At 70.1% G+C, this 20631-nt stretch carries 24 protein-coding genes; 17 read left to right on the top strand and 7 right to left on the bottom strand.

Annotated features, from left to right (window positions below):
- Position 1 precedes the first annotated feature (1 nt).
- A complete protein-coding gene (locus tag ABWO84_RS00425; protein WP_353111386.1) occupies positions 2-925 on the bottom strand; it encodes an EamA family transporter in 924 nt (307 codons plus the stop codon).
- A gap of 78 nt (positions 926-1003) precedes the next feature.
- Between ABWO84_RS00425 and ABWO84_RS00420 the strand changes: the two genes are divergently transcribed.
- Positions 1004-1873, top strand: a complete 870-nt coding sequence (locus ABWO84_RS00420) for a LysR family transcriptional regulator (RefSeq protein ID WP_353111384.1) — start codon at positions 1004-1006, stop codon at positions 1871-1873.
- Positions 1874-1927: 54 nt separating this feature from the next.
- On the opposite strand, the gene glpK is transcribed toward ABWO84_RS00420, so the two are convergent.
- From glpK to ABWO84_RS00405, 3 genes are all read right to left on the bottom strand, one after another.
- Positions 1928-3442 (bottom strand): glycerol kinase GlpK, encoded by a 1515-nt coding sequence (glpK, locus tag ABWO84_RS00415; RefSeq protein ID WP_353111382.1) that lies wholly within the window; start codon positions 3440-3442, stop codon positions 1928-1930.
- A gap of 26 nt (positions 3443-3468) precedes the next feature.
- The gene (locus tag ABWO84_RS00410) at positions 3469-4227 is read right to left on the bottom strand and encodes an MIP/aquaporin family protein (RefSeq protein WP_353111380.1); all 759 of its coding nucleotides are present in this window, start codon (positions 4225-4227) and stop codon (positions 3469-3471) included.
- 100 nt (positions 4228-4327) lie between these two features.
- Positions 4328-6037 carry a glycerol-3-phosphate dehydrogenase/oxidase gene (locus ABWO84_RS00405; protein ID WP_353111378.1) on the bottom strand — a complete coding sequence of 570 codons (1710 nt, stop codon included), beginning with the start codon at positions 6035-6037 and terminating at the stop codon, positions 4328-4330.
- Positions 6038-6138: 101 nt separating this feature from the next.
- Here ABWO84_RS00405 and ABWO84_RS00400 point away from each other — a divergent pair, with 101 nt between their 5' ends.
- Positions 6139-7113: a sugar-binding transcriptional regulator gene (locus ABWO84_RS00400; RefSeq protein ID WP_353111376.1), complete on the top strand. Its 975-nt coding sequence runs from the start codon at positions 6139-6141 to the stop codon at positions 7111-7113.
- Between the two features lie 6 nt (positions 7114-7119).
- Here ABWO84_RS00400 and ABWO84_RS00395 read toward each other — a convergent pair whose 3' ends face one another.
- Positions 7120-8262, bottom strand: a complete 1143-nt coding sequence (locus ABWO84_RS00395; protein ID WP_353111374.1) for a glutamate--cysteine ligase — start codon at positions 8260-8262, stop codon at positions 7120-7122.
- 237 nt (positions 8263-8499) lie between these two features.
- On the opposite strand from ABWO84_RS00395, the gene rpsP reads away from it, so the two are divergent.
- The 5 genes from rpsP to ABWO84_RS00370 are packed head-to-tail and all read left to right on the top strand — an operon-like array spanning position 8500 to position 10910.
- Positions 8500-8940 (top strand): 30S ribosomal protein S16, encoded by a 441-nt coding sequence (gene rpsP / locus ABWO84_RS00390; protein ID WP_353111372.1) that lies wholly within the window; start codon positions 8500-8502, stop codon positions 8938-8940.
- Positions 8941-8945: 5 nt separating this feature from the next.
- Positions 8946-9176, top strand: a complete 231-nt coding sequence (locus ABWO84_RS00385; RefSeq protein WP_353111370.1) for an RNA-binding protein — start codon at positions 8946-8948, stop codon at positions 9174-9176.
- Entirely contained in the window at positions 9160-9765 is a 606-nt protein-coding gene (gene rimM, locus ABWO84_RS00380) for a ribosome maturation factor RimM (RefSeq protein ID WP_353111368.1), read from the top strand. Before ABWO84_RS00385 ends, rimM begins: the two co-directional genes overlap by 17 nt.
- A gap of 13 nt (positions 9766-9778) precedes the next feature.
- Entirely contained in the window at positions 9779-10459 is a 681-nt protein-coding gene (gene trmD, locus ABWO84_RS00375; protein ID WP_353111366.1) for a tRNA (guanosine(37)-N1)-methyltransferase TrmD, read from the top strand.
- Between the two features lie 10 nt (positions 10460-10469).
- Positions 10470-10910, top strand: a complete 441-nt coding sequence (locus ABWO84_RS00370) for a pyrimidine dimer DNA glycosylase/endonuclease V (protein WP_353111364.1) — start codon at positions 10470-10472, stop codon at positions 10908-10910.
- A gap of 17 nt (positions 10911-10927) precedes the next feature.
- Here the strand turns inward: ABWO84_RS00370 and map are convergent, their stop codons facing one another.
- On the bottom strand, positions 10928-11710 hold the full coding sequence (gene map / locus ABWO84_RS00365) for a type I methionyl aminopeptidase (RefSeq protein WP_353111362.1): 783 nt from the start codon (positions 11708-11710) through the stop codon (positions 10928-10930).
- A gap of 41 nt (positions 11711-11751) precedes the next feature.
- Between map and ABWO84_RS00360 the strand changes: the two genes are divergently transcribed.
- The 10 genes from ABWO84_RS00360 (at position 11752) to ABWO84_RS00315 (ending at position 20032) form a co-directional block, all read left to right on the top strand.
- Positions 11752-12303: an MFS transporter permease gene (locus tag ABWO84_RS00360; protein ID WP_353111360.1), complete on the top strand. Its 552-nt coding sequence runs from the start codon at positions 11752-11754 to the stop codon at positions 12301-12303.
- Between the two features lie 179 nt (positions 12304-12482).
- A complete protein-coding gene (rplS, locus tag ABWO84_RS00355) occupies positions 12483-12830 on the top strand; it encodes a 50S ribosomal protein L19 (RefSeq protein WP_353111358.1) in 348 nt (115 codons plus the stop codon).
- 114 nt (positions 12831-12944) lie between these two features.
- On the top strand, positions 12945-13679 hold the full coding sequence (gene lepB, locus ABWO84_RS00350; RefSeq protein WP_353111356.1) for a signal peptidase I: 735 nt from the start codon (positions 12945-12947) through the stop codon (positions 13677-13679).
- On the top strand, positions 13676-14332 hold the full coding sequence (gene rnhB / locus ABWO84_RS00345; protein WP_353111354.1) for a ribonuclease HII: 657 nt from the start codon (positions 13676-13678) through the stop codon (positions 14330-14332). Before lepB ends, rnhB begins: the two co-directional genes overlap by 4 nt.
- A gap of 44 nt (positions 14333-14376) precedes the next feature.
- The gene (locus ABWO84_RS00340) at positions 14377-14703 is read left to right on the top strand and encodes a DUF2469 family protein (RefSeq protein WP_353111352.1); all 327 of its coding nucleotides are present in this window, start codon (positions 14377-14379) and stop codon (positions 14701-14703) included.
- A 100-nt stretch (positions 14704-14803) separates the two neighbouring features.
- Positions 14804-15166 carry a YraN family protein gene (locus ABWO84_RS00335; protein ID WP_353111350.1) on the top strand — a complete coding sequence of 121 codons (363 nt, stop codon included), beginning with the start codon at positions 14804-14806 and terminating at the stop codon, positions 15164-15166.
- On the top strand, positions 15163-16692 hold the full coding sequence (locus tag ABWO84_RS00330; RefSeq protein WP_353111348.1) for a YifB family Mg chelatase-like AAA ATPase: 1530 nt from the start codon (positions 15163-15165) through the stop codon (positions 16690-16692). Before ABWO84_RS00335 ends, ABWO84_RS00330 begins: the two co-directional genes overlap by 4 nt.
- Positions 16689-17888: a DNA-processing protein DprA gene (dprA, locus tag ABWO84_RS00325; protein WP_353111346.1), complete on the top strand. Its 1200-nt coding sequence runs from the start codon at positions 16689-16691 to the stop codon at positions 17886-17888. The genes ABWO84_RS00330 and dprA overlap by 4 nt, the downstream gene beginning before the upstream one ends.
- Positions 17889-18041: 153 nt before the next feature.
- On the top strand, positions 18042-19130 hold the full coding sequence (gene trpS, locus ABWO84_RS00320; RefSeq protein WP_353111344.1) for a tryptophan--tRNA ligase: 1089 nt from the start codon (positions 18042-18044) through the stop codon (positions 19128-19130).
- Positions 19127-20032: a tyrosine-type recombinase/integrase gene (locus tag ABWO84_RS00315; RefSeq protein WP_353111342.1), complete on the top strand. Its 906-nt coding sequence runs from the start codon at positions 19127-19129 to the stop codon at positions 20030-20032. The genes trpS and ABWO84_RS00315 overlap by 4 nt, the downstream gene beginning before the upstream one ends.
- A 5-nt stretch (positions 20033-20037) precedes the next feature.
- Here ABWO84_RS00315 and ABWO84_RS00310 read toward each other — a convergent pair whose 3' ends face one another.
- Complete coding sequence (locus ABWO84_RS00310) at positions 20038-20592, bottom strand: murein hydrolase activator EnvC family protein (RefSeq protein WP_353111340.1); 555 nt, start codon at positions 20590-20592, stop codon at positions 20038-20040.
- Positions 20593-20631 lie beyond the last annotated feature (39 nt).

Below are 20631 nucleotides of genomic sequence, written 5' to 3'. Positions count from 1 at the left end.
GTCAGGCGCCGACCGGTTCCCGGGCGGCGCGCTCCGGGGACGCGGGGGAGGCCGCCTGCCCCGGTGAGCGCATCGCCAGCAGCTGCCCGGAGAGCAGGGCGAGGAGCGTGAGCACGAGACCGGCGGCCTGCAGCGCGGTGAACGTCTCATCGAGCACCAGGACGCCGATGAGCGTGGCCGTCACCGGGGAGAGCAGGGACAGCAGGCCCACGGCGAAGGCGGGAAGCCGGACGATGCCGCGGAACCAGAGCGTGTAGGCGATCAGCCCGCCGACGGTGCCGAGCCACAGGTAGCCGCCGACGCCGGTGGGGGAGACCGACGTCGGCGCGCCCTCGAAGAGGAGCACAGCGGGCAGGAGGACCAGTCCGCCCGCGGTGAGCTGCCAGCCCGCGTAGCCGACAGGACCCACGCCCTCCGGGCGGCCCCATTTCTTGGTGAGGACGATGCCGAAGGATGTCGCGAGCGTGCCGCTGATCGCCGCTGCGACGCCGATCGGGCCGAGGGACGCCGCCGGGCCGAGGACGACCATGCCCACGCCCACCGCGCCGAGCACGGCGATGACGACCGCTCCCGCCTTCGCCCTCTCCTGCAGTACGAGGGCGGAGAGCAGCAGCACCACCAGGGGTTGCGCGCCGGCCACCGCGGCCGCGACGCCGCCGGGAAGGAGCGCCGCGGCGAGGAAGAGAAGCGGGAAGAAGGCGCCGATGTTGAGGACCCCGAGCACAGCGGCCTTGCCCCACCACGCACCGCGTGGGAGCCGACGGGAGAGCAGGAGTGCCAGCAGTCCAGCGGGCAGCGATCTCATGAGCGCCGCGAAGAGCGGATGGCCCGCGGGCAGGAACTCGGTGGTGACCGCATAGGTCGTGCCCCAGGCGATCGGGGCGAGCGCGGTGAGCAGGAGCACGGGCAGGATGCGGTTGTTCATGTCTCGAGCCTCCTCGTCAGCCAGATATGTGTCCAACGCATATTGTTCACATGCGTCATGAGCTGGGATCATGTACTGATGGAACTCACCGTGCTGCGCTATGTGCTCGCCGTCGTGGACGAGGGGGGCTTCACCCGCGCCGCGGAGAGCAGGCACGTCACGCAGTCGGCCCTGAGCCACGCGATCGCGGCGCTCGAGCGGGAGATCGGTGTCCGTCTCTTCGATCGCGCCTCACGCACCGTCACTCCGACGGAAGCGGGCGAGGCGTTCCTACGGCATGCGCGCAAGGCGGTCGACGCCGCCGACCGCGCACGGGACGAGGCGGTCGCCACCGCGGGTGAGATCCGCGGCGTGCTGCGCATCGGCGTGATCCCGACGGTCACCGCCGTCGACCTGCCTGCCGCTCTCCGGAGCTTCCGCCGCGAGCATCCGCACGCGCGGGTGGAGCTCACCATGGGCAACAGCGACCAGCACGTGCCCGCTGTGCGTGCGGGGAGGCTGGACGTCGCGCTGCTCGGCCTCCGCGAGGGCGTCGAGCCCACCGGGGTCGCGGTGCGCGTCCTCAGCCGAGCACGGCTCGTGATGGCGGTGGACGACGCGCATCCTCTCGCGGGCCGCCGCTCGGTCACGCTCGACGAGCTGCGCGGGGAGTCCTTCGCGGACTTCCCGGCGGAGACCTCCGGACGCCAGCAGAGCGATCACGCCTTCGCCGCGGCGGGGATCACCCGCGACGTCGCGTTCGAGTCGGCGACGGCCGATCTCATCCTCGATCTCGTCCGCGTCGGACTCGCCGTCGCGCTGCTCCCCGCCGGAGTGGTCTCCCAGGTGCCGGGAGTGGAGGCCGTCGAGGTCGAGGACGGTCCGATGCGCACGGAGTACGCCGTCTGGCACGCCCGGGAGCCCCGGGCCGCGGCGCGCGCCTTCCTGCCCTACCTCGGGGTCCGCTGAGACGACGAAGGGGCGGAACCGGAGAACCGGTCCCGCCCCTTCGTATCCCTCCGGTCAGCGCACGTCGTCGTCGACCCAGTCCGTGGACTTGGTGACGGCCTTGCGCCACAGGCGCAGCTGACGGTCGCGCTCGGCGGCGTCCATCGTGGGCTCCCAGCGGCGATCCTGCTGCCAGTTCGCGGCCAGGTCGTCCAGGCCCGACCAGAAACCGACCGCGAGGCCGGCCGCGTAGGCGGCGCCCAGGGCGGTGGTCTCCGCCACGACCGGCCGAACGACCGGCACGCCGAGGACATCGGCCTGGAACTGCATGAGCGCGTCGTTGGCGACCATGCCGCCGTCGACCTTCAGCTCGGTGAGGTCCACGCCGGCATCCGCGTTCACCGCGTCGAGCACGTCGCGGGTCTGGAAGGCGACGGCCTCCAGCGCGGCGCGCGCGATGTGGTTGCGGTTCGCGTAGCGGGTGAGCCCGACGATCGCTCCGCGGGCGTCCGGGCGCCAGTACGGGGCGAAGAGGCCCGAGAACGCCGGCACGATGTACACGCCGCCGTTGTCCTCGACCTTCTCGGCCAGCTGCTCGACCTCGGGGGCCGAGTCGATGATGCCGAGCTGGTCGCGCAGCCACTGGATCAGCGATCCCGTGACAGCGATCGAGCCCTCGAGCGCGTAGTGGGTCGGACCGTCTCCGAGCTTGTAGCCGACGGTGGTGAGCAGCCCGTTCTTCGAGTGGACGATCTCCTCGCCCGTGTTGAAGATCAGGAAGCAGCCGGTGCCGTAGGTGTTCTTGCTCTCGCCGGTCTGGAAGGCGGCCTGCCCGAACGTCGCGGCCTGCTGGTCGCCGAGGATGCCGGCGATCGGCGTCTCGCGCAGCAGCGAGGAGCTCGCGGCCGCACCGTAGACCTCGGAGGAGGAGCGGATGTCCGGCATCATCGAGCGCGGCACGCCGAACGCCTCGAGGATGTCGTCGCGCCACTCCAGGGTCTCGAGGTCCATGAACATGGTGCGCGACGCGTTGGTGACGTCGGTGGCGTGCACGCCGCCCTCGACGCCGCCGGTGAGGTTCCACAGCACCCAGCTGTCGGTCGTGCCGAAGAGCAGGTCGCCGGCCTCCGCCTTCGCCCTCGCCCCCTCGACGTTCTCGAGGATCCAGGCGATCTTCGTCCCCGAGAAGTAGGTCGCCAGCGGCAGACCGACGACCGGCTTGAAGCGCTCCACGCCGCCCTCCGCCGCGAGGCGGTCGACGATCTCCTGGGTGCGGGTGTCCTGCCAGACGATCGCGTTGTAGACCGGCTGACCGGTGTTCTTGTCCCACACCACCGCGGTCTCGCGCTGGTTCGTGATGCCCACGGCGGCGACGTCGTGTCGGGTGATGCCGGCGCGGCTCAGCGCCAGGCCGATGACCTCCTGGACGTTGCGCCAGATCTCGGCGGCGTCGTGCTCCACCCAGCCGGCCTTCGGCAGGATCTGCTCGTGCTCCTTCTGACCGGTCGAGACGATGCTGCCCTTCCGGTCGAACAGGATGGCACGGCTCGAGGTCGTGCCCTGGTCGATGGCGATGATGTATTCGGCCATGTTCGTTCTCCTTCGAATCGCTGTGGTCAGGCGGTCGCGAGGTGCAGCAGGTACGGCGCCAGCAGCGCAGCGAGCGCGCCACCGGCGAGCGGGCCGATGACCGGAACCCACGAGTAGGCCCAGTCGCTGGAGCCCTTGCCCTTGATCGGCAGGATCGCGTGCGCGATGCGGGGGCCGAGGTCACGCGCGGGGTTGATCGCGTAGCCGGTCGGTCCACCCAGCGAGGCGCCGATGGCGACCACGACGAGGGCGACGGGCAGCGCGGTCAGCGGGCCGAGGCCCCCGGGGACGCCCACCTTGATGTCGCCGTAGTCCGCGAAGGCGAAGATGGCGAACACCAGGACGAACGTGCCGATGACCTCGGTCACGAGGTTCCAGCCGTACGAGCGCAGCGCCGGACCGGTGGAGAAGACGCCGAGCTTGTTCGCGGCGTCGGGCTCTTCGTCGAAGTGCTGCTTGTAGGCGAGCCAGCAGAGGATCGCACCGATGATCGCGCCGAGCAGCTCGGCGCCGGCGGCGACGGCGAACTGCGTGAAGTCGATCTTCTCGGCGATCAGCAGGCCGAGGCCGACGGCCGGGTTGAGGATCGCGCCCGAGTACGCGGAGACGAGCACACCCGCGAACACCGCGAGGCCCCATCCCCAGTTGATCATCAGGAAGCCGCCGCCGAACCCCTTGTTCTTGGCGAGCACGACATTGGCGACGACGCCGCAGCCGAGGAGGACGAGCATGGCCGTCCCGACGAATTCGGACAGGAAGTACAGCCCGAGATTGGTGTCAGTCATGAGTCTGCGTTGACCTTTCTGGCAGAAGCAGGGAGCCCTCGTCCCTGCTTCGAGGATGGCACGGCCGGTGCGTGAGGGCGACCGTGTTTGTGCTGTCCCGTCAGCGCTGGATGCGCGCGGGCAGTTCGAGTCCGTGCTGCTGGTTCAGCAGCAGGCGGGTCTGCTCGACCTCGTCGTCGCGGCGGTCGCGGTCCCAGTTCAGGAGCGGGGCCATCGCGTCGGCGATCTCGTCGAGGGTGTCCATGTCGGCGTCGCCGGTGAAGACCACGTTCGTGCGGCGCAGCACGACGTCGGCGAGTCGCACGACGTGCTCGTTGCGCACCATCCAGGCCAGCTCGCCGGTGGACAGGGCTCCGCCGGCGAGGATGGCGTCCTCTCCGGGCTCGATCGCGCTCCACACCGCGGCGGCACGGGTGCCGTACCGGGCGAAGAGCACCTCGGCCCGTCCTCCGGCGCCGGCGAGGTTCTCGTCGAACCACTGCATCCGGGCGCGCGGGGTGCGAGGGAAGCCGCGCCCGCCGCCGATCGGCAGCCCGTCGGTCGAGGCGGTCCGGCTGCGCCCGAGGAGACCGATGATCGTGTCGCCCATCGACTCGCCGAGCGCGCGGAACGTGGTCCACTTCCCGCCGACCAGGCTGACGAGCGGGGTGGATCCGCTGCGGTCGACCTCGATCCGGTAGTCGCGCGATACGAAGCCGGGCGCGGTGTCCTCGTGTCGGGGGAGCGGGCGGATGCCCGAGAACCGGTAGACGATCTCGTCGCGCGTGACCTTCAGCTGGGGGAACACATGATGGATGAGGTCGAAGAAGTAGTCGATCTCCTCCTCGGTGCACACCGGGACCTCTCGGGGGTCGGCATCGATGTCGGTGGTGCCGACGAGCACGCGGCCCTTGAGCGGGTAGATGAGCACGATGCGCCCGTCCGAGTGCTCGAAGAAGATCTCGCGGCCACGCGTCGCGGCGAGCAGCTCGGGGTGGTCCAGGACGATGTGCGATCCCTTGGTGCCGCCCATGAACCGGGTCGCGGTACCGAGTGCCTCGTTGGTGAGGTCGGTCCACGGGCCGGAGGTGTTGACCACGACGTCGGCGGTCATGGTGAACTCGGCGCCGGTCTCCCTGTCGCGCAGGTGCACGCCGTCCTCGTCGCGGCCGACGGCCTCGACGTAGTTCAGCGCGTGCGCGCCGTCATGCGCGGCGAGGCCGTCCTGCAGCACGTCGAGGGCGAGCCGCTCGGGGTCGTGCATCGACGCGTCGAAGTAGGTCGCGGTGTACTTGATCCGCGGATCGAGGGCGGGCAGCTCCTCGAGAGAGCGCCGCCGTCCGAGGAACCGGTGCCGGGGGACGGTGCCCCCGCCGCGCGAGAAGGTGTCGTAGATCGTCAGGCCCACCTTGATGAGGAAGGCGCCGCGCTCCTTGGGCTTGCCGCTGCGGTGGGTGAGGAAGCGCAGTGGCGCCGAGAGGATGCCGGAGAAGGTCGAGTAGATCGGGATGGTCGTCTCGAGCGGCTTCACGTAGTGCGGCGCCGTCTTGAGAAGGGCGTTGCGCTCGTGGACGGACTCCCGGACGAGGCGGAACTCGCCGTTCTCGAGGTAGCGGATGCCGCCGTGCACCATGTGGCTCGACGCCGCCGAGGCCCCCGAGGCGAAGTCGCCGCGCTCGACGAGCACGACGTCGATCCCCTGGACAGCCAGATCGCGGAAAGTGGAGATGCCGTTGATCCCCCCGCCGATGATGAGGACCGAGGTGCGGCCCTGTTCGCGGACGGCGCGGACCTCCGCGCGTTCCGATGCTGAGTGCGACGACACGGTCATCGTCGACCTCCCTTCCTTGGCTGGCTCCCAGCATCCGCCCAGGTGGGCATCGGGCGCAACAAGCGTGCACATATGTGCAAGGATCGGATCGGGAGGTCGGGATGACGGACATCGGAAGCCGCTCGGGCGACGCGAAGCTGATCGCCGCGCTCACCGCGGCGCGGCTCTATTACATGCAGGACATGACGATGGAGGCGATCTCCCGCGAACTGCGCACCTCCCGCTCCTCGGTCTCGCGTCTGCTGGCGTTCGCGCGGGACACGGGGCTGGTGGACATCCGGATCAACTCGCCGCTGGAGCGCGTCGGGATGCTGGAGCACCGGATCCGCGAGAGGTTCCGCGTGACCGCGCACGTGGTGCCGACGCCGGAGATCGCGAACGAGGTCGAGCGGCTCGAGAGGGTCGCGCTGACCGCCGGACGACTGCTCTCGCAGTTCATCGACTCGAACATGACCGTCGGCGTCGCGTGGGGGTCCACGATCAGCGTCGTGAGCCGCAGCCTCACCCAGAAGCAGACGCACAACACCACCGTCGTCCAGCTCAACGGTGCCGGGAACACGCAGACCAGCGGCGTCGAGTACTCCAGCGACATCCTCCAGCGCTTCGGCCTCGCCTTCGGGGCGCAGGTGCAGCACTTCCCGGTCCCCGCCTTCTTCGACGACCCGTCGACCCGGGAGGGCATGTGGCGGGAGCGCAGCACCCTGCGGGTGCTGAACCTGCAGGCGAAGATGGACGTGGCCGTCTTCAGTCTCGGCTCACCGGCCGCCGAGGTGCCGAGCCGCGTCTACGTCGGCGGATACCTCAGCAAAGAGGACTACCGGAGCCTCAACGAGGACCATGCCATCGGAGACCTCGCGACCGTATTCTTCCGCGCCGACGGCAGCTGGAAGGACATCCGCATCAACGCCCGGGCCACCGGTCCGGATCTGGACCGGCTCCGTCGCGTGCCGCGCCGGGTCTGCGTGGTGTCCGGGATGTCGAAGCTCGCCAGCCTGCGCGCGGGCCTGTCGGCGGGGCTCGTCACGGACGTGATCCTCGACGAGGGACTGGCGCGGCGGCTCGCCGAGGAGGGCTGAGGACGGTCAGCCCAGGTGGTCGTGGGGGCCGCTGCGGAACTCCTCCACCAGGTGCCGCACGACGTCGCGCAGATCTCCGGACGCATCGGCCACCGCGAGCTGGCGCTCATAGCTCGCGCCGCCGTCGAGGATGGACCCCAGCCGTGCGAATTCTGCGCCGCAGCGGAGATCACGGGCGACCGGGGCGAGGTCGTCGATGAGGGCCGCGAGGTGTTCGCGCACCGGGCGCTGACCGCCTCCGGCGTCGGTGATCACCGTCGCGTCGAGTCCGTATCGGGCGGCGCGCCACTTGTTCTCGCGCAGGTACCAGGGCGGCAGCACCTCCAGCCGGCGTCCCTCGTCGATGTCTCGGGAGAGCTTCTCCACGAGCACCTGGACGAGTGCGGCGACGGCGGCGAGCTCCGGCAGTGTCGACATGCCGTCGCACGCGCGCACCTCGATCGTTCCCCATCGAGGTGCGGGGCGGATGTCCCAGCGCACCTCGGTGGCGTCCGCCATCACCCCGGTGCGCACCATGTCGTCGACATAGGACTCGAAGCCGGCCCAGTCCGGCAGCGGCCAGGGGAGCCCTGCGGTGGGCAACTGCTGGAAGACCAGCGCACGATTGGAGGCGTACCCGGTGCGCTCGCCCGCCCAGAACGGACTCGACGCCGAGAGCGCCTGCAGGTGGGGGAGATAGGCCGCGAGGGCGCCGATGAGGGGGAGCACCTTCGCGCGGTCCTCCACTCCGACGTGCACGTGGATGCCCCAGATCATCATGTTCCGGCCCCACCACTGCGTGCGCTCGATGAGCGTGTGGTAGCGGGTCTTGTCGGTGACGCGCTGGTCGTACCACTGCGCGAAGGGATGACTCCCCGCCGAGAGCAGCTCGATGCCGGCGGGATCCGTGGCCGCGCGCACCTCGCGGATCGCCGCGGAGATGTCCGCGATCGCGTCGGCGACGGTGCCGCCGACGCCGCTGGTGACCTCGATGGTGTTCGTCAGCAGTTCCCCGGTGACGGTGTGGCGCTCCGGCGCGCTGGACTCCTCGAGAGAGGTGAGCAGCTCGGGTGCGCGACCGACGAGGTCGCCGGTGTGCGGATCCGCGAGCATGATCTCCCACTCGACGCCGACCGTCGAGCGTGCGGATTCGGCGAAGTCGATCGTCACGTGCACAGTCTGACATGCGGGGACCAGGGCGACGACGAAGGCGACACAGAGCGGAACACGCGGCGCGCCGGGGCGGGGCGGTTCGCCCGCGGCGGAGTGATCTGGCACAATAGAAGGTCGGACGGCCTGCTCGACCCTCTATCCAGCGCGCCATCCTCCCGCAGAGCTTCCACCGGGTGTGCACCCCACGCTCCAGGTGATCAGTTCGTCTTTCCTTCCACACCATTCAGGAGAATCGTGGCTGTCAAGATCCGTCTCAAGCGCCTGGGCAAGATCCGTGCGCCTTACTACCGCATCGTCGTCGCCGACTCGCGCACCAAGCGCGATGGTCGTGTGATCGAGGAGATCGGCAAGTACCACCCCACCGAGGAGCCCTCGTTCATCGAGGTCGACTCCGAGCGCGCTCAGTACTGGCTCTCCGTCGGCGCCCAGCCGACCGAGCAGGTCACCGCGATCCTCAAGATCACCGGCGACTGGGGCAAGTTCAAGGGCGAGAAGGGTGCGAAGTCCACCCTGAAGACCGCTGAGCCGAAGACGGCCTTCGAGGTCGACTCCGCCAAGAAGTCGGTCATCAAGCCCAAGGCCGAGAAGAAGACCGAGGAGACTCCCGCCGAGGAGGCCCCGGTCGTCGAGGCTCCCGCCGAGGACGCGGCCGAGGCCGCTGCCGACGCAGAGTAATCGCTGTGCTCGCCGCCGCGCTCGAACACGTCGTCAAGGGGATCGTCGATCACCCGGACGATGTCCGCATCACCGCATCCACGTCGCCGAGGGGCGATCTGCTCGAGGTGCACGTGCACCCCGACGACCGTGGTCGCGTGATCGGGCGCGGCGGCCGCACCGCCAAAGCGCTGCGGACGCTCATCTCCGCGCTGGCCGACGGCCGCCGCGTCCGCGTCGATGTCGCGGACGACTGACGTGGCCCTGGAACGCAATCAGCTCCGGGTCGGTCGGCTCCTCAAGGCGCACGGTCTCAAGGGCGCCCTGAAGCTCGAGCTCTACACCGACGATCCGGGGCGCCGCTTCGTCACCGGTGCGGAGTTCACCCTCCAGGTCCCCGAGGCCTCGCCCTGGCACGGCAAGACCATCACCGTCCGCGAGTACCGGGTGATGAACGGCAACTCCGTGGTCTTCTTCGAGGGCGTCGATGACCGCACCGCCGCCGAGTCGCTCGTGCGCGCGATCCTCTGGATCGACCAGGACGCCGAGGACGACGCCGAGGACGACGCCTGGTACGACCATCAGCTCGCCGGACTCGATGTCGTCCGGGATGACGAGGTCGTCGGACGCCTCGTGCGGGTCGACCACTTCCCCGCGCAGGACCTCCTGATCGTGAAGGCGGGCGACCGCGAGGTGATGGTGCCCTTCGTGTCGGCGATCGTGCCGACCGTCGACATCGCGGCGGGACGCATCGTCGTCACCCCTCCTCCGGGGCTGTTCGAGGAGCTCCCCGGCCAGGACGCGTCGGAGGACGCGGAACGGGATGCCGCCGCGGCATCCGACTGACGAGGGCAGCAGCATGCGCATCGACGTCGTCTCGATCTTCCCCTCCTACTTCGACGGTCTGACCCTGTCGCTGCTCGGCAAGGCGCAGGACGCGGGGATCCTGGACCTCCGCACGCACGACCTGCGTACCTGGACGACCGATCGCCATCGCACCGTCGACGACACCCCGTACGGCGGCGGTGCCGGCATGGTCATGAAGCCTGAGCCGTGGGGGCAGGCGCTCGACGACCTCGCGACGGGAGACCGTCCGACCATCATCTTCCCGTCGCCCGCCGGAGAGGTCTTCACGCAGGCGACGGCCCGGGAGCTCGCGGACCGGGATCACCTCGTGTTCGGCTGCGGCCGGTACGAGGGCATCGACGAGCGCGTCTTCGACTACGCGGCGGAACTCGGAGAGGTCCGGCTGATCAGCCTCGGCGACTACGTGCTCAACGGCGGCGAGGTCGCTGTGATGGCCATGGTCGAGGCGATCGGCCGGCTGATCCCCGGTGTGGTCGGCAACCCGGAGAGCCTCGTCGAGGAGTCGCACGAGGACGGGCTGCTCGAATACCCCTCGTACACCAAGCCATCGGTCTGGCGCGATCGGGCGGTCCCCGAGGTGTTGCTCAGCGGCAACCACGGTGCGATCGCCGCCTGGCGCAGCGAACAGCAGCTCGAGCGCACCCGGGAACGGCGCCCCGACCTCCTGGACTGAGAGCCGCGCGATGAGACTCTGGTCGGTGCATCCGCGCCATCTCGACCGTCAGGCGCTGGTGGCCTGCTGGCGGGAGGCCCTGCTCGCTCAGGCGGTCCTCGCCGGGGACACGCGCGGATACCGCAGCCACCCGCAGCTGGTGCGCTTCCGCGCGCAGTCCGAGCCGTTGGACGCGGTCGCATCCTTCCTGAGGGGCGTCGCCGACGAGGCGGATGCGCGCGGATACCGCTTCGACCGTGACCGCATCGGGCGGCGGACGGCGGTCGACGGGCGGATCGAGGTGTCCGACGGGCAGCTGTCGGCGGAATGGGAGCATCTGCTGGCGAAGCTGGCCCGGCGCAGCCCCGAGCTCTGGGAACGATGGCGCGGCGTCGCCGCACCGGAGCCGCATCCGCTCTTCGTCGTCGTGCCCGGGCCGGTGGCGGAGTGGGAGCGTGCCGGAAGCGCCTGAAGCGGCGGCGTTCCGCGTCAGCGGACCCCGAGGAAGGTGCGGTCGGTGAGGACGATCGGACCGTCCGCCGTGATCGCCACGGTGTGCTCGGAATGGGATCCCCGTGATCCGTCCCCGCTGCGCAGGGTCCAGCCGTCGGCATCCGTGATCAGTTCGTCCGTGGTCGCGAGGAACCAGGGCTCGAGTGCGAGGACGAGGCCGGCGCGCAGCGGGAAGCCCCGGCCCGCGCGTCCGTCGTTGGCGACGTGCGGGTCGCCGTGCATGGTGCGCCCCACGCCGTGCCCGCCGAAGTCGGTGTTGATCGAGTAGCCCTCGCCGTGCGCGACCGCGGCGATCGCCGCGGAGATGTCGCCGGTCCGATTCCCGACAGTGGCGGCGGAGATGGCCGCGTCGAGTGCGCGCTCGGTGGTGTCGATGAGGCGCAGGTCCTCGTCGCGGGGCGTGCCCACCACGAAGGAGACGGCCGAGTCGGCGACCCACCCGTCGACCGACACCGCGAAGTCCAGCGAGACGAGGTCGCCGTCGCGAAGGGCGTAGTCGTGCGGGAGACCGTGCAGCACCGCGTCGTTCACGGATGTGCAGATCACCTTGCCGAACGGGCCGTTCCCGAAGGAAGGTGCGTAGTCGATGTAGCACGACTCCGCCCCGGCCTTCCGGATCAGGTCATGGGCGCGGCGATCGATCGCGAGCAGATTCGTCCCGACCTTCGTCTCGTCGCGCAGGGTCGCCAGCGTCTCGGCCACGAAGCGGCCGGCGGCGCGCATCTCTTCGATCTCGGCGGGCGTGCGCAGTTCGATCATCGGGGGATCCTCTCTTCTCCTCCATTCTCCCTGATGAGATGGTGCGCAAGCTCACAGCGAACGCCGAAGCCCCCGGCATCGCGGCGACGTACGATCGAAGTATGTGGCTGCGCAGCGTGTTCTTCCGGTGGTTGATCCCGGCCGCCTTCGTGCTGCCGCTGTGGCTGCTGATCGGGTGGGGAGTGTTCCAGGCCAACGGGTGGGCGTTCCTCTGGGTTCTGTTCATCGCGGTGCCCTCCGTGCTCGTCGGGCAGCTCGTCCTCACGCTGCTCACGCGGGCTCGCCCGTCGGTGCGCGTCGAGCGGGCGGTCTCCTGGTGGGACGTGCTCGGATTCGGCGTGTGGCATGCGCTCACCATCGCCGTGGGGTTCTTCCCGCAAGGTGTGTTCCCGCTGCTGCTCACCGGTGCGATCGCCGCGGCCCTCGCCCTGTTCTGGCTGCAGCTCTGGCAGCTGTGGAGCGAGGCGCGGGGGAGCGGGTTGAGCATCCGCGAGACCGCTTCCTGGCAGGGGCCGGTCTCCGATGCGGGAGCGCCCGAGCGCGACCGCGTGCACGACGTCATCATCGTCCGTGAGACGGAGTCGCGCGACTGAGCGGATCGCCGTCCTCCGCGTTTTGGCGGCGCTCCCGATCCATGGCAGAATAGATGTTTGTGCCGTGAACCGGTTCTGCCTCAGGGGAACCCGCGGACGCCTTCGGCGCCGTTCGGCACACCACTACGTATCCCTTCCAGCATGCACGCGACCTGTGGCGAGTGCAGAGAGAGACGATCATGCAGATCCTCGACGCCGTCGATGCGGCTTCCCTCCGTAGCGACATCCCCGAGTTCTTCCCCGGCGACACCGTCAAGGTGCACGTGAACATCACCGAGGGCAACCGCTCGCGTATCCAGGTCTTCCAGGGTGTCGTGATCGGCCGCCAGGGCGATGGCGTGCGCGAGACGTTCACCGTCCGCAAGATCAGCTTCCAGGTGGGCGTCGAGCGCACCTTCCCGGTGCACTCCCCGGTGATCGACCACATCGAGGTCGTCACCCGCGGTGACGTGCGTCGCGCGAAGCTCTACTACCTGCGCAACCTGCGCGGCAAGAAGGCGAAGATCAAGGAGAAGCGCGACAAGTAAGCGCATCTCCGACACGCACCCCGGGACACTTCGTCCCGGGGTGCGTTCGTTCACCGGGGATGTGCGAACCTTGAAGGTGCCGTCGCCGGACGGCGTGCGATGCGAAGGATGGATATGACGACCGAGGCCTCACCCGCAGCCGAAACCCCGAGACGGCGGCGCGGCTTCCTCGTCTTCCTGCGCGACATCGTGGTGATCATCGTGATCGCGGCGCTGGTGTCCTTCGTGGTGAAGTCCTTCGTCGTGCGCTCGTTCTACATCCCCTCCGGGTCGATGGAGCGCACCCTGCTCATCAACGACCGGATCCTGGTCGACGAGCTGACCCCGCGCTGGACCCACTACGACCGGGGCGACGTGGTGGTCTTCAAGGATCCGGGCGGTTGGCTGCCGCCGGCACCCCAGACGCCGTCCCGTCCGGCGTTCGTGGAGGCGGTAGACAACGTGCTGACCTTCATCGGCCTGTCCGCGGCCGACTCGCAGGACCATCTGGTCAAGCGGATCATCGGCCTCCCGGGCGATCACGTCGTCTGCTGCAACGCCGTCGGGCAGATCACCATCAACGGGACCCCGATCGACGAGTCCTCCTACCTGGACCTCCCGCCCGGCGACACGCGGGCGTCGGACGACGATTTCGACGTGACCGTCCCCGCCGGATCGATCTGGGTCATGGGGGACAACCGTGACCGCTCCCAGGACTCCCGGGCGCACCAGAACCTCCCGGGCGGAGGATTCGTGCCGCTGGACAATGTGGTGGGGAGGGCGTTCTTCACCACCTGGCCCTTCGACCGGCTCGGCATCGTCGACACGCATGACGACGTCTTCGCGGGAGTGGCGGAGCCGAAGAAGTGACCGTGGTCGCGCCGACACTCCGCCTGGAGCGGCGGCTGCTGAAGGACGTCGACCTGATCATCGCCCTCGACGAGGTCGGGCGAGGAGCTCTCGCCGGTCCCGTCGCCGTCGGCGCGGCCCTGATGGATCCCGCGGGCGCGAGGCGCCGGGTACCCGACGGACTGCGCGACTCCAAGCTCGTCACGGAGCGGCGTCGCCCCGATGTCGCCGCGCGAGCGGCGTCATGGGTTCAGGCGTCCGCCGTGGGATGGGCGAGTGCAGGGGAGATCGACGACGTCGGCATCATGAGGGCGCTCGGGCTGGCCGCCTCTCGCGCGATCCTGTCGGTCAGCGCAGGGATCTCCTCACAGCGCGTGCTGGTGATCCTCGACGGGAACCATGACTACGTCTCCGCCGTCCACCCGGTGCGGCTCGACGTGCGCCCGGTGATCAAGGGCGATCGGGACTGCGCCTCGGTGTCGGCGGCGTCGGTCATCGCGAAGGTCGCGAGGGACGCGTACATGGGCGAGCTGCATCCGGAGCATCCGGAGTACCAATGGGACCGCAACAAGGGATACGCGAGCGCCGAGCACCGTGCCGCGATCCGTGATCTCGGGTTGTCCCCGCATCATCGCGCGTCGTGGTCGATCGCCGGCGCCCCGACCCTGTTCTGACGCGGTGGGCGTCGCCCTCTCCGTCCTCCTAGGATGGAGTAACCATGGATGACGAAGCCTTCGACGACTACGACCGCGAACTCGAGGTCGCGCTGTTCCGCGAGTACCGCGACGTCGTCTCGCAGTTCCAGTACGTCGTGGAGACGGAGCGCCGGTTCTACCTCGCCAACGAGGTGAACGTGGTGCGCCGTGACACCGAGCACGACTTCTATTTCGAGATCTCGATGAACGACGTCTGGGTGTGGGACATCTACCGCGCCGATCGTTTCGTGAAGGCCGTGCGGGTGCTGACCTTCAAAGACGTCAACGTCGAGGAGCTGCAGCGCCGGGAGTTCGAGCTCCCCGACGAGCTGTCCCTCGATGGCAAGTGACTGCATCCACTCCTGCTCCCCATCGCATGACCTTCGCCGGCTCTCCCGGATGACGTGATTCCGCTGCTCCGCCGGCGACCGGAGACGGCACGCTGGCGGGATGGCAGCGAAAGACGACCTCGGCAGGGCCGGGGAGGAGCGGGCGGCGGCGCATCTGCGCGGGCTCGGCTACGTGATCGAAGACCGCAACTGGCGGTGTGATCAGGGCGAGATCGACCTCGTCGCGAGCGAGGGCGGTTCCCTCATCGTCGTGGAGGTGAAGACCCGCTCGAGTGAGCGCTTCGGGCATCCCTTCGAGGCGATCGACGAGCGCAAGAGGCGGCGGCTCTGGCGGCTCGCGTTCGCGTGGGCGTCCGCGCATCCGGAGCGATCCCGGGGGCGCGTGATCCGCCTCGACGCGATCGGCCTCGTGGGAGACGATCCGAGGACGGCGCGGCTCGAGCATCTGCGAGACCTGCTGTGACGACCGCACGCACCTGGGCGGTCGCGCTCACGGGGGTGGACGGACACATGGTCGAGGTCGAGTCCGACGTGTCGAACCAGACCCCCGAGTTCCGGATCATCGGGCTCCCGGACAAGTCGCTCGGTGAGGCGGCGCAGAGGGTGCGGAACGCCTGCGCGAATGCAGGTCTCGACCTCCCGCGGCGACGGATGACGGTCAATCTGTCCCCGGCGAGCCTGCCCAAACAGGGATCGGGCTTCGACCTCGCGGTCGCCGTGAGCACCCTCGCCGCCAGCGGGATGATGCCCTCGCGCTCGATACGCCAGACCGTGCACATCGGTGAGCTCGGGCTCGATGGCCGCGTCCGGCCGGTGCCCGGGGTCCTCCCCGCCGTGTTCGCCGCCGCACGTGCGGGGTTCGAACGCGTGGTCGTGCCGTATGCCAATGCCGAGGAGGCCAGGCTCGTGCCGGAGATCGAGGTGTGCGCGGTCTCGTCGCTCGCCGAGACGGCTGCCGTGCACGGTGCGGAGGTCGAGGTCCCCGACGTCGACGCGGTCGAGGGACCGCCATCCCCGGTCGTCGATCGGCACGAGCTCGACCTCTCGGAGGTGATCGGACAGGATGATGCGGTCGAGGCGCTCGTGGTGGCCGCAGCGGGCGGACACCACCTGCTGCTCAGCGGTCCGCCCGGGGCGGGGAAGACGATGCTCGCCCGGCGACTGCCGGGGATACTCCCTGAACTCGCGGACGACGAGGCGCTCGAGGTGGCGGCGATCCGTTCGCTCGCCGGCGAGGGCGTGACCCGACTCGACCGGACCCCGCCACTGGAAGCCCCGCATCACGGCGCGTCGCCCGCCGCGCTCGTCGGAGGCGGGTCGAGGGCGGCCCGACCGGGCGCGATCGTGCGGGCGCATCGGGGCGTCCTGTTCCTCGACGAGGCGCCCGAGTTCTCACGGATCGCCCTCGATGCGCTGCGTCAGCCGCTCGAATCGGGAAGGATCGAGGTGCATCGGGCCGGCTTCACCGCGGCCTATCCGGCCAGGTTCCAACTGATGCTGGCCATGAACCCCTGTCCCTGCGGCGAGTACGGGGTACGCGGCGGTGAGTGCATCTGCCCGCCGATCGCGATCAGGCGCTATGCGTCGAAGCTCTCGGGGCCGCTCCGCGACCGCATCGACATCGAGCTGCAGGTATCGCGCGTCGCGGCGTCGGCGGCGACGGCAGGCGAGCGGTCGCCGGTGACGACGGCATCGGCGCGCCGACTCGTGCGCGAGGCGCGGGCGGCAGCTGCGGCCCGGTGGGCGCGGACCCCATGGCGACGGAACGCCGACGTGCCGGGGGAGCGCTTGCGGTCGGGCGATCTCCGGCTTTCGAGGGAGGTACGCGCGCCGCTCGATCGCGCGCTCGAACGAGGCGGGCTCACGCTTCGCGGGTATGACCGCACGCTCCGGCTGTCCTGGACCCTCGCTGATCTCGCCGGTGCCATGAGCCCAGGTGCGGACGAGATCGGCCGTGCGCTCTACCTGAAAAGGGGACTGGCCGCATGAGCGCGCCGTCGATGAGCATCGCGGCATTGCTGTCGGCCGCCGAGTTCACGGACATCGCGCTGAGGCTTCGGCCGAGTACTTCGACGGCGGAGACGATCGCGCGCGCGACCTGGTCGGTGCTGATCGAGCCGGGCGACCGGATCGCCGGAGCGCTGATCCAGGCGCACGGGCCCATCGATGCGCTGAGGTTCGTCTGGCCCGGGGGAGGACTCTGTTCGTCTGAGGCCTGGGAGCGCGCCGAGATCTCGGCGGCGGACCTCTCGGATGCCGTCGCGCGCTGGCGTCCTCGCGCGGATGCCGGCGCGATCGGTGAGGCGCTGCGCGGTGCCGTCGAGGTCGGCGCATCGTTGCTGTTCCCCGGCGACCGGGCGTGGCCGGTCGGGGTCGATGACCTCGGCGCTCACGCGCCGGTCCTCCTCTGGGTACGCGGCGATCCGCAGGCGCTGGGCGCGGTGCGGCCGGTCGCGATCGTCGGGGCGAGGGCCTCCACCTCCTATGGCGAGCACGTCGCCACGGAGCTCGCCGGCGATCTCGCAGCGGGCGGCGCCGTCATCGTGTCCGGTGGAGCCTATGGCATCGACGGTGCGGCGCATCGTGCGGCGCTGGGTGCCGGGGGCCGAACAGTGGCGTTCCTCGCAGGCGGGGTCGATCGGCTCTATCCCGCCGGACACCGGCAGCTGTTCGGCAGCATCCAGGAGAGCGGGGCGATCATGAGCGAGGTCCCGTGCGGCGGTGCTCCCACCAAGTGGCGGTTCCTTCAGCGCAACCGGCTGATCGCTGCGACCGGTGTGGCGACCGTCGTCGTCGAGGCGGGGCGGCGGAGCGGATCCCTGAACACCGCGGCCCACGCGGCGGCGCTCGCACGCCCGCTGGGCGCCGTGCCCGGGCCGGTGACATCCGCGTCCTCGGCGGGAACCCATCGGCTGATGCGCGAGTTCGACGCGACCTGCGTGACGACTGCCGCAGAGGTGCGCGAGCTCTGGGGCGAGCAGGGGGACTCCGCGGAGACCGTTGCGACGCAGGATCCCGACCGGAGGCGGCTCCTCGACGCGATGAGCACCAGGATGCCCCTCCGCGCGGAGGAGATCGCGCGGAGGGCGGGACTGTCTTTCGCGCGGGTCAGTGGGCTGCTCGGCCTCCTCGAACTGGAGGAGGGCGTCTCGCGGCGGGAGGGCGGCTGGGTGTGCAGGGGCTGACCGTCGAGAGGATATCCTGGTCGCATGCGTTTCTCGAACCTCGACTGGTGGCTGCTGACCTAGCAGTCGAACGCATGAACTCGCGCGGGCTGCACGGCAGCCGCGTGAGCGCGGTACTGGCATCCGTGCGTCCCCTGACCTCGGAGCACACGAATGGATTCCTTCACCGCGACCGCTGCACGGATGACCGCACTGCGCGACGACATCGCCGCCCATCCCGAACGTCATCGGATGCTGACCGGCGAGAGGCCGACGGGCCCCCTTCACCTCGGGCACCTCTTCGGCACGATCCAGGAGCGGGTACGGCTCCAGGACCTCGGTGTCGAGACGCACATCGTGGTCGCCGACTACCAGGTGATCACCGATCGGAACACTCTGGGCGACGTCCGCGCCCATGTGCTGGGCGCCGTTCGCGATTATCTTGCGGCGGGGATCGATCCGGACCGCACCACGATCTTCGTGCACTCCGCGATCCCCGAGCTCAACCAGCTGATCCTCCCGTTCCTCAGCCTCGTCACCGAGGCCGAGCTGCACCGGAACCCCACGGTCAAGGCAGAGGCAGCGGTGTCCGGACGGGCGCTCAGCGGCCTTCTGCTGACCTATCCCGTTCATCAGGCCGCGGACATCCTGTTCTGCAAGGGCGACCTCGTTCCCGTCGGCAAAGACAATCTGCCGCACGTCGAGGTCGCGCGGACGATCGCACGTCGCTTCAACGAGCGCTTCGGCGAGGTGTTCCCCGAGCCGGAGGGACTCATCACCGACGCGCCGGAGCTGCCCGGACTGGACGGCCGGAAGATGTCGAAGAGCTACGGCAACGCGGTCTCGCTGGGGATGAGCGCCGACGAGACGGCTGCGGTGATCCGGCGCGCACGGACGGACTCCGAGCGGGGCATCACCTACGACCCGGGAAGTCGCCCGGGCGTCTCGGCGCTGCTGGACACCGTCGCGGTCTGCACCGGCGAGGACCCCCGGACGATCGCGGATCGCCTCGGAGGGGCCGGCAGCGCCGCGCTGAAGGCGCTGGCCATCGACGCGGTGAACGGACGTCTCTCGGCGCATCGCGCACGCCGTGCGGAGATCGATGACGAGACGGCGACGGGAGTCCTGCGCGAAGGAGTCGAGCGGGCACGTGAGACGGCGCGTCGCACGCTCGACGAGGTGCGATCGGCGATGGGGATGGACTACGGGGACCGGCGCGGCGGCACGTCCGGAGAGGGAGGGAGCGGCATTCTGAGGGGGTGAGGTTCGACGAGGCGGTTTCGGCGTTCACGACGCATCTGGAACAGGTGCGTCGTCTCTCGCCAGCGACGGTGCGCGCGTACCGCGCCGATCTCACGGACCTCGGCGCCGTCGTGGGGCTTGAGGGGCGCCTGGACGAGATCGATCTGGAGACCCTTCGGGAGTGGCTGTGGCGGGCGACGCAGCGGGGCGACGCGCGATCGACGCTGGCGCGCCGGGCGGCCGCGGCGCGATCGCTGTTCCGCTGGGCGAAGGACGAAGAGCTGATCACCGTCGACCCCGCGCTGCGCCTGGTCACGCCGAAGCGCCCCCGTACGCTGCCGGTCGTCGCCTCGCAAGAGGGCATGCGCGGCCTCCTCGACGCCGAACGCGACGCGGCGGCGGGCGGTGATCCGGTCGCTCTGCGCGATCACGCGGCGCTCGAGCTGCTCTACGGCTCAGGCATGCGCGTGTCCGAGCTCTGCGGTCTGGACATCGACGACCTCGACCTCGACCGCGCCACAGCCCGGGTGCTGGGAAAAGGGGCCAAAGAGCGCGTCGTGCCGTTCGGATCTCCGGCGCGCGACGCGCTGTCGGCCTACCTCGTGCGCGGCCGTCCCTCTCTCGCGGTGCGGGCCGAGGGCGCGAGTCCTGCGCTGATGCTCGGCGCCCGTGGACGCAGGATCGGCGCCCGCAGCGTCTACGAGCTCGTCGCGCGCGTGCTCGCCCCTGTGGTGGGCACGGAGACGATCGGGCCGCACGCGCTACGTCACACCGCCGCGACGCACCTCCTGGACGGCGGAGCCGATCTGCGTGCGGTGCAGGAGATCCTGGGGCACGCGAGCCTGGGCACCACTCAGATCTATACGCACGTCTCGTCAGAGCGTCTCGCCGCGGCGTATCGTCTGGCCCACCCGCGCGCCTGAGCCGCTCACGGCGCACCCTCGCAGCACGGGTACAGGATCGCTCGAGGCACCGCGCCGAAGAGGGGCAGCGGGTTCAGATACTCCCCATCCAGGCGTACGCCGACGTGCAGCGCTCCGCCCGGCGCATGCCCTCCGGAGGCGACCTCTCCGATCGGCGTCCCTGCGCCCACGGCGTCGCCCGGCACGAGCGTCGATGCGACCGGCTCCAGGGTGATGACGTAGCCGTCACCGTGGTCGATGGTCAGCACGCCGCGATCCGCGATGCGCCCGGCGAAGGCGACAATGCCCGCTGCCGGAGCGACGACCACGCCGGCTGCCGTCAGGTCCATTCCCCGGTGACCGGCGCCGTAGCGGTGCTCCGGCGCGCGGTACGGCTCGACGATCGTGCGCGCGCCCCCGACCGGCCAGACCCAGGGAACGTCCGACGGTGCCGCGACGTCGCCTCCCGGGGCCGAGAAGGAGGTCCGCGGCGGCGACGCGGCGACGGGCGAACCGATCGCGGCCGTGGTCAGGGCCAACAGCGCGCCGGCAGCGCGGAGCGGGAGAGGTCTTGCGGGCACGCGAGGGCGCCCCGGTGGGGAGGGAGGAGAGGGCAGAAT

This window comes from Microbacterium sp. (genome assembly GCF_040394595.1).
Classification (GTDB): domain Bacteria; phylum Actinomycetota; class Actinomycetes; order Actinomycetales; family Microbacteriaceae; genus Microbacterium.
Note: the sequence above shows the minus strand (reverse complement) of the source record. Positions and strands in the feature narration are given on the sequence as shown.

What these genes read in the sequence shown, in the direction of transcription:
- glpK (WP_353111382.1), bottom strand. Translation starts at nt 3,442, where the DNA reads ATGGCCGAATACATCATCGCCATCGACCAGGGCACGACCTCGAGCCGT.
- map (WP_353111362.1), bottom strand. Translation starts at nt 11,710, where the DNA reads ATGATCGAACTGCGCACGCCCGCCGAGATCGAAGAGATGCGCGCCGCC.
- ABWO84_RS00340 (WP_353111352.1), top strand. Translation starts at nt 14,377, where the DNA reads ATGGATGACGAAGCCTTCGACGACTACGACCGCGAACTCGAGGTCGCG.
- lepB (WP_353111356.1), top strand. Translation starts at nt 12,945, where the DNA reads ATGACGACCGAGGCCTCACCCGCAGCCGAAACCCCGAGACGGCGGCGC.
- ABWO84_RS00405 (WP_353111378.1), bottom strand. Translation starts at nt 6,037, where the DNA reads ATGACCGTGTCGTCGCACTCAGCATCGGAACGCGCGGAGGTCCGCGCC.
- ABWO84_RS00335 (WP_353111350.1), top strand. Translation starts at nt 14,804, where the DNA reads ATGGCAGCGAAAGACGACCTCGGCAGGGCCGGGGAGGAGCGGGCGGCG.
- ABWO84_RS00420 (WP_353111384.1), top strand. Translation starts at nt 1,004, where the DNA reads ATGGAACTCACCGTGCTGCGCTATGTGCTCGCCGTCGTGGACGAGGGG.
- trpS (WP_353111344.1), top strand. Translation starts at nt 18,042, where the DNA reads ATGGATTCCTTCACCGCGACCGCTGCACGGATGACCGCACTGCGCGAC.
- ABWO84_RS00370 (WP_353111364.1), top strand. Translation starts at nt 10,470, where the DNA reads ATGAGACTCTGGTCGGTGCATCCGCGCCATCTCGACCGTCAGGCGCTG.
- dprA (WP_353111346.1), top strand. Translation starts at nt 16,689, where the DNA reads ATGAGCGCGCCGTCGATGAGCATCGCGGCATTGCTGTCGGCCGCCGAG.
- rimM (WP_353111368.1), top strand. Translation starts at nt 9,160, where the DNA reads ATGTCGCGGACGACTGACGTGGCCCTGGAACGCAATCAGCTCCGGGTC.
- ABWO84_RS00425 (WP_353111386.1), bottom strand. Translation starts at nt 925, where the DNA reads ATGAACAACCGCATCCTGCCCGTGCTCCTGCTCACCGCGCTCGCCCCG.
- rplS (WP_353111358.1), top strand. Translation starts at nt 12,483, where the DNA reads ATGCAGATCCTCGACGCCGTCGATGCGGCTTCCCTCCGTAGCGACATC.
- ABWO84_RS00400 (WP_353111376.1), top strand. Translation starts at nt 6,139, where the DNA reads ATGACGGACATCGGAAGCCGCTCGGGCGACGCGAAGCTGATCGCCGCG.
- ABWO84_RS00410 (WP_353111380.1), bottom strand. Translation starts at nt 4,227, where the DNA reads ATGACTGACACCAATCTCGGGCTGTACTTCCTGTCCGAATTCGTCGGG.
- trmD (WP_353111366.1), top strand. Translation starts at nt 9,779, where the DNA reads ATGCGCATCGACGTCGTCTCGATCTTCCCCTCCTACTTCGACGGTCTG.